The 16,176-nt window shown below is 43.8% G+C and carries 14 protein-coding genes; all 14 read left to right on the top strand.

Annotated features, from left to right (window positions below):
* The first annotated feature begins 4 nt into the window (after nt 1-4).
* The 14 genes from frr (at nt 5) to accA (ending at nt 16,101) form a co-directional block, all read left to right on the top strand.
* Nucleotides 5-562 carry a ribosome recycling factor gene (frr, locus tag JHD44_RS08355; protein WP_199462305.1) on the top strand — a complete coding sequence of 186 codons (558 nt, stop codon included), beginning with the start codon at nt 5-7 and terminating at the stop codon, nt 560-562.
* A gap of 48 nt (nt 563-610) precedes the next feature.
* Nucleotides 611-1,339 (top strand): polyprenyl diphosphate synthase, encoded by a 729-nt coding sequence (uppS, locus tag JHD44_RS08350; RefSeq protein WP_199462304.1) that lies wholly within the window; start codon nt 611-613, stop codon nt 1,337-1,339.
* Nucleotides 1,340-1,344: 5 nt separating this feature from the next.
* Nucleotides 1,345-2,148: a phosphatidate cytidylyltransferase gene (locus JHD44_RS08345; protein ID WP_199462303.1), complete on the top strand. Its 804-nt coding sequence runs from the start codon at nt 1,345-1,347 to the stop codon at nt 2,146-2,148.
* Nucleotides 2,145-3,317 carry a 1-deoxy-D-xylulose-5-phosphate reductoisomerase gene (gene ispC, locus JHD44_RS08340; RefSeq protein ID WP_199462302.1) on the top strand — a complete coding sequence of 391 codons (1,173 nt, stop codon included), beginning with the start codon at nt 2,145-2,147 and terminating at the stop codon, nt 3,315-3,317. The genes JHD44_RS08345 and ispC overlap by 4 nt, the downstream gene beginning before the upstream one ends.
* Before the next feature lies 1 nt (nt 3,318).
* Nucleotides 3,319-4,665, top strand: coding sequence for an RIP metalloprotease RseP (gene rseP, locus JHD44_RS08335; protein WP_199462301.1), 1,347 nt, complete (start codon nt 3,319-3,321; stop codon nt 4,663-4,665).
* Nucleotides 4,666-4,675: 10 nt separating this feature from the next.
* Entirely contained in the window at nt 4,676-6,985 is a 2,310-nt protein-coding gene (gene bamA, locus JHD44_RS08330; protein WP_325097063.1) for an outer membrane protein assembly factor BamA, read from the top strand.
* 17 nt (nt 6,986-7,002) lie between these two features.
* Nucleotides 7,003-7,497, top strand: coding sequence for an OmpH family outer membrane protein (locus JHD44_RS08325; protein ID WP_199462299.1), 495 nt, complete (start codon nt 7,003-7,005; stop codon nt 7,495-7,497).
* Between the two features lie 3 nt (nt 7,498-7,500).
* Nucleotides 7,501-8,535 (top strand): UDP-3-O-(3-hydroxymyristoyl)glucosamine N-acyltransferase, encoded by a 1,035-nt coding sequence (gene lpxD, locus JHD44_RS08320; RefSeq protein WP_199462298.1) that lies wholly within the window; start codon nt 7,501-7,503, stop codon nt 8,533-8,535.
* 7 nt (nt 8,536-8,542) lie between these two features.
* The gene (gene fabZ / locus JHD44_RS08315; RefSeq protein WP_199462297.1) at nt 8,543-8,980 is read left to right on the top strand and encodes a 3-hydroxyacyl-ACP dehydratase FabZ; all 438 of its coding nucleotides are present in this window, start codon (nt 8,543-8,545) and stop codon (nt 8,978-8,980) included.
* Nucleotides 8,981-9,757 (top strand): acyl-ACP--UDP-N-acetylglucosamine O-acyltransferase, encoded by a 777-nt coding sequence (gene lpxA / locus JHD44_RS08310; protein ID WP_199462296.1) that lies wholly within the window; start codon nt 8,981-8,983, stop codon nt 9,755-9,757.
* A gap of 69 nt (nt 9,758-9,826) precedes the next feature.
* Nucleotides 9,827-10,963, top strand: coding sequence for a lipid-A-disaccharide synthase (lpxB, locus tag JHD44_RS08305; protein WP_199462295.1), 1,137 nt, complete (start codon nt 9,827-9,829; stop codon nt 10,961-10,963).
* Nucleotides 10,956-11,564 (top strand): ribonuclease HII, encoded by a 609-nt coding sequence (rnhB, locus tag JHD44_RS08300; RefSeq protein WP_199462294.1) that lies wholly within the window; start codon nt 10,956-10,958, stop codon nt 11,562-11,564. The genes lpxB and rnhB overlap by 8 nt, the downstream gene beginning before the upstream one ends.
* Nucleotides 11,565-11,569: 5 nt before the next feature.
* Nucleotides 11,570-15,040, top strand: a complete 3,471-nt coding sequence (gene dnaE, locus JHD44_RS08295) for a DNA polymerase III subunit alpha (protein WP_199462293.1) — start codon at nt 11,570-11,572, stop codon at nt 15,038-15,040.
* Nucleotides 15,041-15,153: 113 nt separating this feature from the next.
* On the top strand, nt 15,154-16,101 hold the full coding sequence (gene accA / locus JHD44_RS08290; RefSeq protein WP_199462292.1) for an acetyl-CoA carboxylase carboxyl transferase subunit alpha: 948 nt from the start codon (nt 15,154-15,156) through the stop codon (nt 16,099-16,101).
* Nucleotides 16,102-16,176: the final 75 nt, after the last annotated feature.

Genomic DNA, 16,176 nt, shown 5'->3' with positions numbered 1-16,176 from the left:
AATAATGATTAACGAGATTTTAAAAGATGCTGAAGAGCGCATGGGTAAGGCTGTTGTAGCAGTTGATAATGCGTTTAAAAAAATTCGTACAGGTCGTGCGCACCCAAGCCTTTTAGATCCAATTAAGGTTAACTACTACGGTAGCGATACGCCTCTTAGCCAAGTGGCAAATATCACGGTAGAAGATGCTCGAACTTTGGGGATTTCTCCTTGGGAAGGCAACATGGTTCCTGAGATTGAAAAAGCAATTTTGAAGTCTGATTTGGGTTTGAACCCTTCTACAACAGGTAACTTAATTCGTATTCCTTTGCCTGCTCTTACGGAAGAGACTCGAGGTAACTACTTTAAACAGGCGAAATCTGAAGCTGAGAACGGCCGTATTGCTATTCGTAATATTCGTCGTGATGCAAATAACAGCTTAAAAGACCTAGTGAAAGAGAAAGAGATTTCAGAAGACGACGAGCGTCGTGGTCAAGATCAAGTTCAAAAAGTAACAGATAAGTACATTGCTCAAATTGAAGAGCGTTTGTCTGCGAAAGAAAAAGATCTAATGGAAATCTAAATAAAAAAGGCAGGTATGCACCTGCCTTTTTTCTGACTAGGTAATTCTATGTCGAACCAAACGTTGGCTTCTGATGGCCAATCCGTTCCTGCTCACGTTGCTATTATTATGGATGGCAATAATCGCTGGGCAAAAAAGAAGCATTTACCCAGTATCGCCGGTCATCGAGCGGGAGCTGCAGCTGTCCGAAAAACAGTTGAAACAGCCGCGCGCAGTGGTGTAAAGGTTTTGACCTTGTTTGCTTTTTCAAGTGAAAATTGGAAGCGTCCTCAAGCTGAAGTTGATGGTTTGATGGGGCTTTTTATGCGCTCTCTTAAGAAAGAAGCAAAACGACTCAATCAACACTCTATTAAATTAGTGGTAGTGGGTGATAAAAGTGGTTTCAGCAAGAGTCTTCAAGATCAAATACACATAGCCGAACAGGCTACAGCGGAAAACAACGGGATGGTCTTGGCCATCGCTGCAAATTACGGTGGGCGCTGGGATATTGCTCAGGCTGCGAAAGAGCTTGCCAGAAAAGTCTCTGCTGGTGAAATGGAGATTGATGACATATCCGAAGAGAGCTTGGGACAGTTTACTTGCTTAGCTGGGTTGCCCGAGTTGGATCTAATTATCCGAACCTCTGGAGAAGAGCGCGTTAGTAACTTTCTTTTATGGCAGCTGGCATATGCTGAATTCATTTTTATGCCAGTGTTGTGGCCTGACTTTAGTGGTGATCATTTTGAGGAGGCTTTGGCGACTTATCAGCAGCGCCAACGCCGATATGGTGGGCGGTAGTAATTATGCTTTTACCTAGAATTATAAGTGCATTAATTATGGGCCTACTTTTTGTGTATGCCGTATTTGTGTTGGGTGCTCAAGGTTTTCAGATTGCGATTGGGCTAGTGGTTCTTCTGGCGGCATGGGAATGGGCACGATTGTCAGGCATTACTCGTCAACAGGGGCGTCTTGCTTTTGCTGGCTTGGTTGGCACTCTTTGTTTCGGAGTTGCTATCTTTGATTTGCAAAAAGATGTTCTTTGGATTGCGCCTATTTTATGGTTTATGGCTCTGTCTTGGGTAGTTTGTTACCCAAAGGAAAGGTTGTGGCAGTCTCGGTTTGCTCGAGTTGTGTTTGGCCTTTTGGTTTTAATGACCACTTGGTCGGCAATGGTTGTACTACGAGAGTCTAGTGAGTTCATTGTTTGGCTTTTGTTGTTAATGGGGTTGATATGGGGAGCTGACTCCGGTGCTTACTTTTCAGGAAAAGCCTTTGGTAAACGTAAATTAGCTCCGAGCGTCTCCCCTGGTAAGTCATGGGAAGGTGTTGTTGGCGGTGTTGTACTGACTCAAATAGGTGTTGCTACATTCGCCTATTATAACGACTTTTCCCTCTTAAGCTGGGTTTTGTTGGCTGGTATTTCCGTGGTTACGGTTTTTACTTCTGTGCTTGGTGACCTTACAGAAAGTTTATTTAAACGTCATGAGTCCTTAAAAGACTCAAGCCAGCTAATACCAGGCCATGGTGGCGTGATGGATAGGGTGGATAGTTTAACATCGGCAGCTCCAATTTATGTCTTGTTACTGAGCTTTGCGGGTTGGGTATGATACAGAGAATTTGCCTTCTTGGAGCGACGGGCTCAATTGGTCGCAGCACACTAGACGTTATAAGCCAATATCCAGAACGTTATAAGCTTAGCAGTGTTGCTGCAAACAAAAATGTTGAGCGAATGGCAGACATTTGTCGCCAATTTGAGCCTGAGCGAGCAGTAATGGGGTCGAAGCAGGCTCGTGATGAGTTGGCGGCTTTGTGCGCTGATTTAGATATCGAGTTTGAGTTCGGAAGTGAAGCTATGGAGGACATTGCAAGCGACAATTGTGACCAAGTTATGGCAGCAATTATGGGGTTTGCTGGTCTCCGTCCGACTCTTGCGGCTATTCGTGCTGGTAAGCGCGTTTTGTTGGCCAATAAAGAGAGTTTAGTTACGGCTGGTCGGCTTTTCATGGAAGAGGTGGCAAATCACGATGTGACGCTTATGCCGATTGATAGTGAGCATAATGCGATTTTCCAGTGCTTGCCGCAAACGCTAGCGGGAGTTAGCAAGCGTGATGTTGACAAGATTCTCTTAACCGCATCCGGTGGGCCTTTTCGAAGCTTTTCTGCTGAGCAAATGTTAGATGTAACACCTTCGCAAGCCTGTGCGCATCCAAATTGGTCAATGGGGCGAAAAATCTCTGTTGACTCAGCAAGCTTAATGAACAAAGGTCTGGAGCTGATTGAGGCTTGTTGGCTGTTTGATGTGACACCCGCTGATGTGCAAGTTGTGGTACACCCTGAGAGCATAATTCACTCCATGGTGTCTTATAAGGACGGTTCTGTGATTGCTCAAATGGGCAATCCAGATATGAAAATACCGATCGCCTATGGTATGACTTGGCCGGATCGTATCGAAGCCGGCGTGGAGTCATTGGATCTTTTTAAAGTAGCGCAACTAAATTTTGAAGAGCCTGACTTGGAACGTTTTCCTAATCTTCGGTTAGCTAGTGAGGCTTGGTATTTGGGTGGTACGGCAATGGCGTGTCTTAATGCTGCAAATGAAGTAGCTGTCGCAGCATTTTTAGACGAAAAAATTTCATTCTTAGATATTGCTCGACTTAATCAGCGGGTTCTTGAACGCTCAGACATTAAAGCTGTCAATGATCTTGATGTGGTGTTTGAGTCTGATGAGCGGGCTCGAACTCTCGCACAACAATTGATTGCTTCGGAGTTTTCTTAAAATGATTCAAAATGCCTTATCTATCATTATTGCGTTAGGGGTGTTAATAACTTTCCATGAGTTTGGGCACTATTTTGTAGCGCGTTTGTGTGGCGTTAAGGTGCTTCGTTTCTCTGTAGGTTTTGGTAAGCCGATTTATAAATATACTGCAAAGTCAGGTACTGAATTTACGTTAGCAATGATTCCGCTTGGCGGCTATGTTCGAATGCTTGATGGTCGAGAGAACGATGTTCCCAACGCGCTAAAGAGCCAAGCTTTTAACTATAAGACTGTTTGGCAAAGAATTGCGATTGTTGCCGCGGGCCCGATTGCAAACTTTATTTTAGCCATTGCTATCTATGGATTAGTTGCAGGGATGGGTATTCAGTCAGTTGCTCCCAAAGTGGATTCAGTTATAGCGAACTCTCCTTTGGCCCAAACCCAAATCGAAAATGGGGCAGAAATTACACGACTGAATGGTGTTCGTACACAATCATGGGAAGAAGTAAATTTAGCGTTAGCAGACTTGATAGGTAAAAGCGGTCGTTATAGTGTTCGTTATCTGCCAGAAAATAGCAGTATTGAAGAAGAGAGTGACTTTGAACTAGATCGTTGGTTAGTCGGTGGTGAACCAAGTAATTTGATTACTCAGTTCGGTGTGGTCCCTTGGCGTCCGACGGTTGTGCCTAGTATTGCTGAGGTGGTTGATGGTGGTGCGGCCCAACAAGCAGGTTTTGAAATCGGCGATATTGTTCTTCAAGTCAATACAGATGATGTACCAGACTGGCAGTCCTTCGTTGTTTGGGTGCAAAAAAGTCCTTCTGTTGAATTAGATGTGACTGTTGAGCGGTCTGGGCAACTTAAGACGTTGTATTTAACGCCTGCTTCTCGTGATGTTAATGGCGTAGCAGTAGGCTATGCTGGCTTGGCAGTGCAGCCGCCTATTTTGTCACAAGAAGATTTACGTACTCGAGAGTTTGGTTTATTTGGGGCGGTTGCTTATGGCGTCGAGCAAACTTGGAAAATGACTGCTTTGACTGTCTCATCGATCGGTAAAATGATTCAAGGTTTAATTTCTCTTGATAATCTCTCGGGGCCTATTACGATTGCCAAGGTGGCCAGTGCATCGGCTGATTCTGGAGTGCAGTCTTTTCTTAAATTTATGGCTTACTTAAGTGTAAGTCTAGGTGTATTGAATTTACTTCCAATCCCAATGTTAGATGGTGGGCATTTGTTGTTTTTTGGTATAGAAGCTGCTCGACGAAAGCCAGTTTCTGAACGAATTCAAGGCCTTGCTTATCGCTTCGGCGCGTCAATTTTGTTCGCGATGATGGCCGTAGCTTTGTTTAATGATATTGCCCGCTTGTAGAGAGGTATATGTGAAAGTCTTTGTAGCATCAGTGTTAGCGATTTGTAGTGCTCAAAGTTATGCGAAGACAGTGGCTGATGTGCGTGTCGATGGGTTGCTACAGATGTCCCCGACTCGTGCATTTGAAACGATAGGTTTTCAGCAAGGACAAGGATACGATTCTTCTCGTGTTCATGAGGCCGTTAGTAATCTTTTTGCAACAGGATATTTCAGTGATATAGATGTCTTTGAAGAAGATGATGTGGTGATTTTCAAGGTGGTAGAGAGGCCAACAATTGGCCGTATCGAGCTTGAAGGTAATGACATGATTTCTACAGAGGACTTGCAAAGAGGTCTTCGTTTGTCTGGCTTAGAGGAAGGTGAGTTATACAAGCCAGAGACTTTAAATCAGATTCAACAAGAGTTACAGCGTCAATACTACGCCCTAGGCCGCTACAGTGCTCAAGTAAAAATGGACGTTGAAGAGTTACCGCGTAACCGAGTTGCTCTTAATATTAATATTGAGGAAGGCGTCACCGCTAAAATCGTCCATATTAATATTGTGGGTAATAAAAACTTCTCAGACGAAGAGTTAACGGACAACTTTCAGTCAGCAGAAACGGGCTACTTTAACCCCTTTAGCTCAGCGGATGAGTACTCAAAACAAAAGATTCAAGGGGACTTAGAAACATTACGAAGCTTCTATTTGGATCGCGGTTATTTGGATTACGAACTGATTTCCAATCAGGTGAGTGTTTCTGCTGATAAGCGTGAAGTTTACGTAGTCGTTAATATCAATGAAGGCTCTTCTTATACTATTAACGATGTTTCCCTAAGTGGTTCCTTACCTATTTCAGAAGATCGTATATGGAATCACATTAATCAGAAAGCAGGTGATGTTTTCTCACGTAAACAGACAACTGAGATAATGGAGGCTGTTTCAAGTGAGTTGGGGGATGATGGTTATTTATTTACTGGTGTAAATATCATTCCTACTAAATTGCCTGACCATAAAGTAGATCTGACGTATCATATTACGCCTGGCCCACAGGTTTATGTGCGACGCATAAATTTCAGTGGTAACTCTGAAACAAAGGACGAAGTATTACGCCGCGAGATGACTCAGTTTGAAGGGGCGTTGGCCACTCATACTAAAATTCAATCATCTAAACGAGCGATTGAGCGGTTAGGGTTCTTTTCAAAAGTAGATTTAAAAACTAAGCCTGTACCGGGAACAGTAGATCAGGTAGATCTTAGCGTCATTGTGGAGGAGCAACCTTCAGGGAGTATTCAAGCCAGTGTTGGTTATTCGCAGTCTGAAGGTACAGTTCTCGGCTTTGGTGTATCTAAGCGTAACTTTTTAGGTACGGGTAATAAGTTGGCTTTCAACATGAGCCGTACGAACCAAACGCAAGATTACACTCTCTCGTATGATAACCCTTATTTCACTGTCGATGGTGTCAGCCGCGGTTACAGTCTTTTCTATCAAGTCAGTGATCATGATGAGGATGATGTAGAAGACTATGATTTGGATCGAATTGGGGCTTCGGTAAACTTTGGTTATCCAATAACGGATACTCAGCGTTTAAGCTTTGGTGTCACTGTCAAAAATACCGGTGTTGATCTAGGTGCCAACCCTTCCTTAGAAACACAAGCTTACTTAGATGAGTACGGTGATTCCTTTGACGATGTTATTGCAAACGTTGTTTGGACTGACAACGATATTATAGGTGGACTCTTACCAACTGGTGGTGTGAGCCATCGTGTGACATTGGATGTGGCTACCCCAGTTGGCGATCAAACGTACGCTAAGATTGGTGCACTTTCTCAAGGTTATTGGAATATTAGTGAAGATAATTTGTGGCTGCTTCATTTGAAAGGCAGAGCAGGCTATGGTTTTGGCTATGGCGACACGGATAGTCTTCCTTTCTTTGAAAACTATTATGCTGGCGGTGTATATACAGTTCGTGGGTTCAGTGCTTCTTCATTGGGACCTCGTAACACTTATAACGACGATACCGAAACGGATTCCATTGGTGGCAATATGTTGGTTGCGGCAACGGCGGAAATTATTTTTCCATTGCCAATGGTCGAGGATCATAGCTCCGTTCGTACATCCATTTTCTTAGATGCTGGTAATGTGTTTACTGACTACTGTTATTCGGGTAGTACAAGTTGTGAAGAAGGTTTTGATGCGGGTGAGATTCGCTACAGTGTAGGTTTCAACTGGACGTGGATTACGCCAATAGCGCCGTTATCGTTCAATATCGCTAAAGCCTTGAATGACAAAGAAGGGGATGACACTGATGTGTTCCAATTCCAATTAGGTACAACCTTCTAATCTGTTAAGGATATGTTATGAAAAAAATTATCTCTTTTGCTTTTGTTGCTTTGTTTAGTGTGCAAGCACTGGCATCTGAAATAGCTGTGTTGGATTTTAGAGCTGCGCTGCTACAAAGCCAAGCTGGTCAGGAGGCTGCCAAGGCACCTCGTGAGCAAGTAGATCAGATGAAGGCGCGTTTAGATCAAGAGAATAAAACACTTAAAGACATGATTGAGTCTTTAAAAAGGGATGAGCTGACTCTATCCTCTGATGATTTAAAAAAACGACGTGCAGAAATAAATCAAAAACAAGCTCAGTTGCGTCAAATGGTCGCAGCGATGCAGCAGAAAGCTCAGCAAATGGAGCAGCAGCTAATTAAAGACTTAACGCCAAAAGGCGAAAGCGCTTTAAAAGAGCTAATTAAAGAGAAAAAACTTGATGCGGTGATTTCACGTCAAGCTGCTATTTTTACTAACGAGTCGGTTGATATCACTGCCGAGTTGATTGAAAAACTGAATAAAGAGAAATAGTGAATGGGTTACCCCCTTTCTAAAATAGCCGCCGTTGTCGGCGGCGAGCTATTTGGCGACCCTGAATACATGGTATCGTCTTTAGGAAGCTTAGAGCATGCAAATGCTGATCAACTGAGCTTCTTATCTAATCCTAAGCTTTCCAGTGTACTTGCTTCATCTGAGGCAGGTGCTGTACTCCTTCGAAATGAATCAGATGTAGACCTTGTTAGAAACGCAATTGTTGTGCGAAACCCTTATTTGGCGTTTGCCCGGGCTAGTGAGCTATTTGTAGTAAAAGAGCAAGGCTGGGAAGCGAGCATTCATCCATCAGCAATAATTCATGATTCTGTTGTACTCGGAAAGGGTGTTGTTGTTGCTCCTAATGTTACGATCTCGGCTCATGCAAAGATTGGCGATGGCTGTATTATCGGTGCGGGCTCTTTTATTGGTGAAAATGTTGTGTTGGGGCAACAAACCCGTTTGGCTGCAAATGTAACGCTTTATGACCGAGTTAGAATCGGTAGTCGCTGCATTTTCCATAGTGGGGTAGTGATTGGCGCCGATGGCTTTGGTTTTGCACCGAATGCTGGTGAATGGGTGAAAATCCATCAGCTAGGGAGTGTTCAAATCGGAAATAATGTCGAAATTGGTGCCAATACTACGATCGATTGCGGTGCAATTCATGACACTCTCATTGGTAATGGTGTTAAAATAGATAACCTTGTTCAAATTGCTCATAATGTCGTAATCGGTGATAATAGTGCGATTGCGGGTTGTGTTGGCATTGCAGGAAGCTCAGTGGTTGGAAAAAATTGTACAATCGCTGGCGGTGCAGGATTGGCTGGGCATATCACGTTGGCCGACAATGTTCATATTACGGCTATGAGCTTAGTGACCCGCTCATTGGATACACCTGGATCGTACTCTTCAGGAACAGCTATAGACTCAACTCCAAAGTGGCGCAAATCTGCTGCTCGTTTGCGTAGAATTGAGAGTATGGCTGCTCATATTTCTAAATTGGAAAAACAAGTTAATACGCTTTTAACAAAAGGTTAATGCATAAATGATGGATGTGAATGAAATTCGCCGTTACTTACCTCACCGTTACCCATTTCTACTGGTCGATCGTGTCGTCGAACTGACAAGTGGTGAGTCGATAGTCGCGTACAAAAATGTGACGGTAAATGAGCCTTTCTTTAATGGCCACTTCCCAGATCATCCAGTAATGCCTGGTGTTTTGATTATTGAAGCGATGGCACAAGCAGCCGGTATTCTTGGCTTCAAGACGATGGATAAGACTCCACAAGATGGCTCTATTTATTATTTTGTTGGAGCCGATAACACACGCTTTAAGCGTCCAGTTGTGCCTGGTGATCGTCTTCAATTAGAAGCAAAGATTTTGACAGAGCGTCGTGGTATATGGAAGTTTGAGGTTAAAGCAACCGTTGAAGGTGAGCTTGTTTGTTCTTCTACCATTCTTTGTGCAGACAGGAAACTTTAAGTGTTGATACATCCAACTGCGATAGTTGACCCAAAAGCTGAACTAGACAGTGATGTGAAAATTGGCCCATTTTGTATCGTCGGACCTGATGTACAAATTGGGGCAGGGACTGAATTGAAATCTCATGTTGTTTTAAATGGTCATACCATCATTGGCAAGCATAATGAGATTTACCAATTCGCCTCTGTAGGTGAAGTGAATCAAGATAAAAAATATAAAGGTGAACCGACCAAACTTGAGATTGGTGATCATAATGTGATTCGTGAAAATGCTACGATTCACAGGGGTACAGTTCAAGATCAAGGTATTACAAAGATTGGTAGCGGTAACCTATTTATGGCAAGTACCCATGTAGGTCATGATTGTATCGTCGGTGATAACAATATTCTTGCCAACTATGCAGCTTTAGCTGGACATGTAACGGTTGGAGATTCGGTGATTCTTGGTGGTTACACTGGTATCCATCAATTTTGTCAGGTGAACTCATACAGTATGTGTGGTATGGGCTCAATGGTAACGAAAGATGTGCCACGTTATGTAATGGTCTCCGGTGACCCTGCTAAAGCTCACGGTATGAATTTCGAAGGTATGCGCCGTCGTGGTACTCCTGCTGACGTTATAAAAGCTCTACGTACAGCTTATAAAATGGTGTACATCAAGGGGATGCCGCTAGAGCAAGCTCTAAGTGAAATTGAAGCGACAGACATCGCTAAAATTCAAGAAGTAGCTGACTTCGTTCTCTCTATTCGTCAATCTAATCGCGGTATTGTGCGTTAGTACTTTGACTGATTGCAAAAAGAACCCCGATTTCAGTCGGGGTTTTTTTATGAAGGAAAACTGTATTTTATGCAAAAACGATTTGTCATTGTTGCTGGTGAGGCATCTGGGGATATTCTTGGAGCTAATTTAATTGAGCATTTAAAGCAGCGCTTTCCCGACGCAGTCTTTGAGGGGATTGGTGGACCATTAATGATTGAGAAAGGTTTCCATAGCTACTTTCCAATGGAACGCTTGTCTGTGATGGGGTTAGTTGAGGTATTAGGTCGATTACGAGAGCTGCTAAGTATTCGCAAGGCGATGATAACTCATTGCTTGGAAAACGACATTACTGCGTTTATTGGCATTGATTCGCCTGATTTTAATCTACCTTTAGCGCGTAAGTTACGCCAAAAGGGGGTGAGAACGATCCACTATGTTAGTCCCTCTGTTTGGGCTTGGCGTCAGAAACGCATCTTTAAAATCAAAGAATCGGTCGACTTAATGTTGACATTATTTCCATTTGAACTGGAAATTTACCAAGAGCATCAGGTGCCAGCAGTTTGTGTCGGCCACACTTTGGCTGATGAAGTGCCCTTATCAAGTGATAAACTACAGGCGAGACAGCGATTAGGGATTTCTACTAATGAGAATTGGTTTGCGGTTCTTCCAGGGTCGCGTGGTGGTGAAGTGAGTCGTTTGATGCCTGTATTTGCTGAGGCGATGAAACTCATTCAGGAAAGAGTCGCTAATGCCAAATTTGTGGTACCTGCTGCAAATGAAGAACGCCGAGTACAGATTGAGGCTATTTTGCTCGAAAAAAATGTGCAGGCAACAGTGGTTGATGGGCAATCTCGTGATGTGATGGCGGCAGGTGAGGCGATTTTATTAGCATCCGGCACCGCTGCTTTAGAAGCTATGTTAGTCAAACGTCCAATGGTAGTTGCGTATCGGTTTACAAAGCTTACCTATGCCATTATGAAACGCATGATAAGAGTACCTTACGTTTCGTTGCCCAATCTTCTGGCAAAAAAACGTTTAGTGCCAGAGTTACTGCAAGACGACGCGACACCTGAGAAGCTTGCTAGTACGATAGTATCTGTGTGGCAGGATTATGAACAAGACACACAAATGCAGGAAACGTTTTTATTGTTACACAAAATGTTGCGCAAAAATGCAGGCGAAGCTGCAGCAAGTGCTATTGCTTTAGAGGTAGCTCATGACTGAATTAGAGCCTTTCATTAGTGAGCAATATAAAGGCAATTTGATTGCAGGGGCTGATGAAGCTGGTCGTGGGCCCTTGGCGGGTGACGTTGTTGCCGCAGCAGTAATTTTAGATCCTGAAAAGCCTATTGTAGGTTTAAACGATTCAAAAAAATTATCTGAAAAAAAGCGTGAAGCTCTATTCGCTGAAATTCAGCAAAAAGCCTTAGCGTTTAGTATCGCTCGTGCGTCCGTTGCAGAAATTGATGAGATCAATATCCTTCATGCCAGTATGTTGGCGATGAAGCGAGCGATTGATTCGCTACCAATTTCTGCGGAGCACGTACTTATTGATGGTAACCGGATACCCAAAGAATTATCTTGTCCGGCCGAAGCGGTTGTGAAAGGTGATGCGCGTCATGCTGCAATCGCAGCAGCATCGATATTGGCAAAAGTCACGCGTGACCGAGAAATTGTTGCCCTTGATGCGAAATACCCACAATATAATTTTGCAAAGCATAAGGGGTATCCAACCGCTGTACACTTGGCAGCGATACAAAAGTACGGTGTGTGCGACATCCATCGTCGTAGCTTTGGGCCAGTTAAACGAATTTTAGAAGGTTAATCTCCATGTCTTCCTTTATCCACCTTAGAGTCCACACAGAATTCTCCCTTGTTGATGGTTTGGTCAAAATCAAAGGTCTGATCGGGCAAGCTGAAAAAATGCAAATGCCAGCAGTAGCGATGTCTGATGAGAATAATCTATGTGGCTTTGTGCGCTTTTATAAAGGGGCGATGGACAAAGGTATTAAGCCTATTTGTGGTGCGGATATTGTTCTTGAAGCAGAAGGCTTGCTCGAACAGCGTACACGAATGACACTTTTAGCGATGTCGAACCTTGGCTATAAAAATATCATCGAAGTCATTTCTAAGGGATACCAGTTAGGCCAGGTAGAAGGTAGGCCGATCATCAAACGTGAGTGGGTGGCAGAACACAATGAGGACGTCATTGCGCTTTCTGGTGGTGTAAATGGCGATGTAGGTGTGCTTTTGGCAAAAGGGCATGAGGTTGAAGCACGGGACTACTTAAAACGTTGGATGGATACTTTTCCTGGGCGTTATTATGCTGAAGTTGTACGAACATTTAGAGCGGGTGAAGAGGACTATATCCATGCAATGGTGCCAATCGCAGCTGAATTTAACTGTCCAGTTGTTGCAACAAATGACGTTCGTTTCATCAAACGAGAGGATTTTGAAGCTCATGAGGCCCGTGTTTGTATCTACGACGGTGTAACCTTAGAAGATCCTCGACGAGAGCATAAATATACCGAAGAGCAGTACTTTAAATCCTCTGAAGAAATGGCTGAGCTGTTTTCTGATCTGCCTGAAGCGATTGAAAATACAGTTGAAATAGCCAAGCGTTGTAACGTTGATGTTCTATTGGGTAAATACTTCCTGCCGGACTTTCCTGTTCCGGAAGGAATGACTATGGAAGATTATTTTCGCGAACTATCCCATAAGGGGCTTGAAGAGCGCTTTGGGATCCTCGTTAAAAAAGACGGAGAGCGCATACTCGCTCGTCGCCAAGAATATATTGATCGCCTAAATTTCGAACTGGATATTATTAACCAGATGGGCTTTCCTGGTTACTTCTTGATCGTGATGGATTTCATTCAATGGTCAAAAGATAATGATATTCCAGTGGGGCCTGGGCGTGGTTCTGGTGCAGGCTCATTGGTGGCCTATGCCTTGAAAATAACGGACCTAGATCCGCTTGAATATGATCTGCTTTTCGAACGTTTCTTGAACCCCGAACGTGTTTCCATGCCTGACTTTGATATCGACTTCTGTATGGACAACCGTGATCGAGTAATCGATTATGTGGCGCGTCGTTATGGTCGAAATGCTGTCTCTCAGATTATTACTTTCGGACAGATGGCCGCTAAGGCGGTAGTGCGAGACGTAGCGCGAGTACAGGGCAAATCTTACAGCTTAGGTGACAAGCTCTCCAAGTTGATTCCATTCGAAATCGGGATGACCCTTAAAAAGGCGCTTGAAGTGGAGCCGGCTTTGGTTGAGTTCATCGAAGGTGACGAAGCGGCCGCTGAAGTCATGGACATGGCGTTCTCATTAGAGGGGACGGTACGTAACTTTGGTAAACATGCTGGTGGTGTCGTAATAGCGCCAACAAAGCTCACGGATTTCGCGCCGTTATATTGTGAAGAAGACGGGACAGGCCTTGTTACACAATATGATAAGAATGATGTTGAGGAAGCAGGCTTAGTTAAATTTGACTTTTTGGGTCTGAAAACGCTTACGGTTGTTGACTGGGCGTTAAAAACCATCAATGAAATACATGCCCGAGAAGGGAAAGATCCACTAGATATTGCCCTGATTGACTTAGAAGATAAAGCGACATTTGACCTCCTTCAGCGAGCAGAAACTACAGCGGTATTCCAGCTTGAATCCCGTGGTATGAAAGAATTGATAAAGAAGCTATTGCCTTCTCGCTTTGAGGATATCATCGCCTTGGTAGCTCTCTACCGTCCAGGTCCGTTAGGATCAGGCATGGTGGATGACTTTATTAACCGTAAGCACGGTCGTGCTGAGCTTGCCTTTCCTCATCCAGATTACCAACACGATGACCTTATTCCTGTGCTGGAACCAACTTACGGTATTATCTTGTACCAAGAACAGGTAATGCAAATCGCTCAGGTGTTAGCGAAGTTTTCCCTCGGTGGGGCCGATCTACTTCGTCGTGCTATGGGTAAGAAGAAACCAGAGGTTATGCAAGAGCAGCGTTTGATCTTCATGGAAGGCGCTGCGAAGAACAATATTGATAAGGACCTATCGGGCAATATCTTTGATTTGATGGAGAAGTTTGCGGGATACGGTTTCAACAAATCCCACTCTGCCGCGTACGCTTTGGTATCTTATCAAACTGCTTGGTTGAAGCATCATTACCCAGCGCCATTTATGGCGGCGGTATTGTCTGCCGATATGCAGAATACTGACAAAATCGTTATTTTCGTAGAAGAGTGTCGTGCCATGAACCTCACCGTGGATCTGCCGAATGTTAACGAGTCAGTCTACAAGTTTGCGGTTAATCGTAAAGGCGCCATTGTGTATGGATTAGGTGCGATTAAAGGCGTGGGTGAAGGTCCAATTGAAGCCATTGTTGAGGCGCGTAAAGAGGGGCCCTTTAAGCATATTTTTGATTTCTGTGAACGTGTTGGTCGTAAGGTTAATAAGCGTGTGATGGAAGCGCTGGTTCGCTCCGGTGCATTTGATACGGTTGGGCCAAATCGTGCGACGTTATTTGCCAGTATTGATGAGGCACTTAAACGCGCAGATCAAAATGCTAAGAATGAAGATGCTGGGATGATGGACTTGTTTGGTATTGCGGTCGAGGAGTCGACTGAGAATGCTTACGATGAAATTGGCATTGTATCTGAATGGCATGGCCGTAAGCGTCTTGATGGTGAGAAAGATACTTTAGGACTGTATGTAACGGGTCACCCAATTGACGACTATGAAAAAGAGATTCGTCGTTTTGCTCGTCAGCGAATTGTTGATCTTCAGCCCAAGCGTGAAACTCAAGTCATGGCGGGTTTGATTGTTGAGATGCGAATCACTAAGAGTAAACGTGGTGGAAACATTGCTTTTATTACTTTAGATGACAGATCTGCTCGAATTGAAGTAGCAGTCTTTACTGATGTGTTTGAAAACGTAAAGCAGTACTTGGTGAAAGATCAGGTGGTGGTCGTCGAAGGGGAAATTAGTATCGATGAATTTCGCGGCGGACAAAAAGTATCCGCTCGCAATGTATTGGATATGGCTACAGCTCGCATTCGGTATGTTGAAGCATTACGTATTGATTGGCAGGAAGAAGAAGTTACACAGCAAAATATTGATGCATTGGCAAACCATATAGCTCCTTATCGGGGTGATGGTTGTGATGTAGTAATTGGGTTTGAGACAAATCAAGCGACAGGAGATGTCAAACTTGGACCACAATGGAAAATTCGACCAGATGACGAATTAATTCATGAACTTCAAAAACAATACGGTAAACAAAAGGTGCAGTTAGTGTATACTTAGCGCCATTTTATCATTCTTACACTCGCGTATCGTCAATGGAACGGCGCGATGGGATGTTCGAAGCTAGAACTTTCTGTAGAATAATCAGGCAACTAAATAGCAGCGTGTAAAAAATGAATCTAGATTACTTACCTTTTGAGCAGCCAATTGCTGAGCTCGAACAAAAAATTGAAGAGTTACGTCTTGTTGGTAACGATAATGATCTGAACATTAGTGAAGAGATCAGCCGACTTGAAGAGAAAAAGATTACTCTAACGCAAAGCCTTTTCAGCAACTTGGGCGCGTGGGAAGTATCTCAGTTGGCACGTCACCCTAAACGTCCTTATACACTAGATTATATTAAGCATGTGTTCACTGACTTCGAAGAAATGCACGGAGATCGTCACTATGCTGATGATCGTGCTATTGTTGGTGGTGTCGCTCGCATTGATGGTCGTCCAGTAATGGTAATTGGCCATCAAAAGGGACGTGAAGTTAAAGAAAAGGTCATGCGTAACTTTGGTATGCCTCGTCCAGAAGGCTACCGCAAAGCACTTCGATTGATGGAAACAGCAGAGCGTTTTAAAATGCCGATTGTTACTTTAATCGATACTCCTGGGGCATATCCTGGTATCGGTGCTGAAGAACGCGGTCAAAGTGAGGCGATTGCTTATAACCTAGCTGTTATGTCTCGACTTAAAACCCCAATCATTTCTACCGTTATTGGTGAAGGTGGTTCTGGTGGTGCATTAGCAATCGGTGTTTGTGATGAGCTAATGATGCTTCAGTACGGAACTTACTCGGTAATTTCTCCTGAAGGTTGTGCTTCCATCTTATGGAAGAGTGCTGAGCGTGCATCAGACGCTGCGAAAGCAATGGGTATTACTGCAGATCGTTTAAAAGAGCTTGGCTTTGTGGATACCATTCTTGAAGAACCACTTGGTGGCGCGCACACCAATCACAATCTTATGGCTGAGCGCTATAAAGAAGGTGTATTAGAAGTTCTTGATCGTCTAGAAGCCCTTTCAACTGATGAGCTTCTAGAGCGACGTTACAGTCGATTAATGTCTTACGGCCTATAATTAAACTGTATGGCATGGACTTTAAAAGCCCGCTACTTGTATAAGTAGCGGGCTTTTTGCTTTCAGGGCCATGGA

The sequence above is a fragment of the Marinomonas ostreistagni genome, assembly GCF_016461785.1.
GTDB classification, from domain to species: domain Bacteria; phylum Pseudomonadota; class Gammaproteobacteria; order Pseudomonadales; family Marinomonadaceae; genus Marinomonas; species Marinomonas ostreistagni_A.
The sequence above is the reverse complement of the archived record's forward strand: the minus strand, read 5'-3'. Positions and strand labels throughout refer to the sequence as shown.

Coding starts and splice junctions, on each gene's coding strand:
- rnhB (WP_199462294.1), top strand. CDS start 10,956: ATGACTGAATTAGAGCCTTTCATTAGTGAGCAATATAAAGGCAATTTG.
- uppS (WP_199462304.1), top strand. CDS start 611: ATGTCGAACCAAACGTTGGCTTCTGATGGCCAATCCGTTCCTGCTCAC.
- accA (WP_199462292.1), top strand. CDS start 15,154: ATGAATCTAGATTACTTACCTTTTGAGCAGCCAATTGCTGAGCTCGAA.
- rseP (WP_199462301.1), top strand. CDS start 3,319: ATGATTCAAAATGCCTTATCTATCATTATTGCGTTAGGGGTGTTAATA.
- fabZ (WP_199462297.1), top strand. CDS start 8,543: ATGATGGATGTGAATGAAATTCGCCGTTACTTACCTCACCGTTACCCA.
- lpxD (WP_199462298.1), top strand. CDS start 7,501: ATGGGTTACCCCCTTTCTAAAATAGCCGCCGTTGTCGGCGGCGAGCTA.
- ispC (WP_199462302.1), top strand. CDS start 2,145: ATGATACAGAGAATTTGCCTTCTTGGAGCGACGGGCTCAATTGGTCGC.
- JHD44_RS08325 (WP_199462299.1), top strand. CDS start 7,003: ATGAAAAAAATTATCTCTTTTGCTTTTGTTGCTTTGTTTAGTGTGCAA.
- dnaE (WP_199462293.1), top strand. CDS start 11,570: ATGTCTTCCTTTATCCACCTTAGAGTCCACACAGAATTCTCCCTTGTT.
- frr (WP_199462305.1), top strand. CDS start 5: ATGATTAACGAGATTTTAAAAGATGCTGAAGAGCGCATGGGTAAGGCT.
- JHD44_RS08345 (WP_199462303.1), top strand. CDS start 1,345: ATGCTTTTACCTAGAATTATAAGTGCATTAATTATGGGCCTACTTTTT.
- lpxB (WP_199462295.1), top strand. CDS start 9,827: ATGCAAAAACGATTTGTCATTGTTGCTGGTGAGGCATCTGGGGATATT.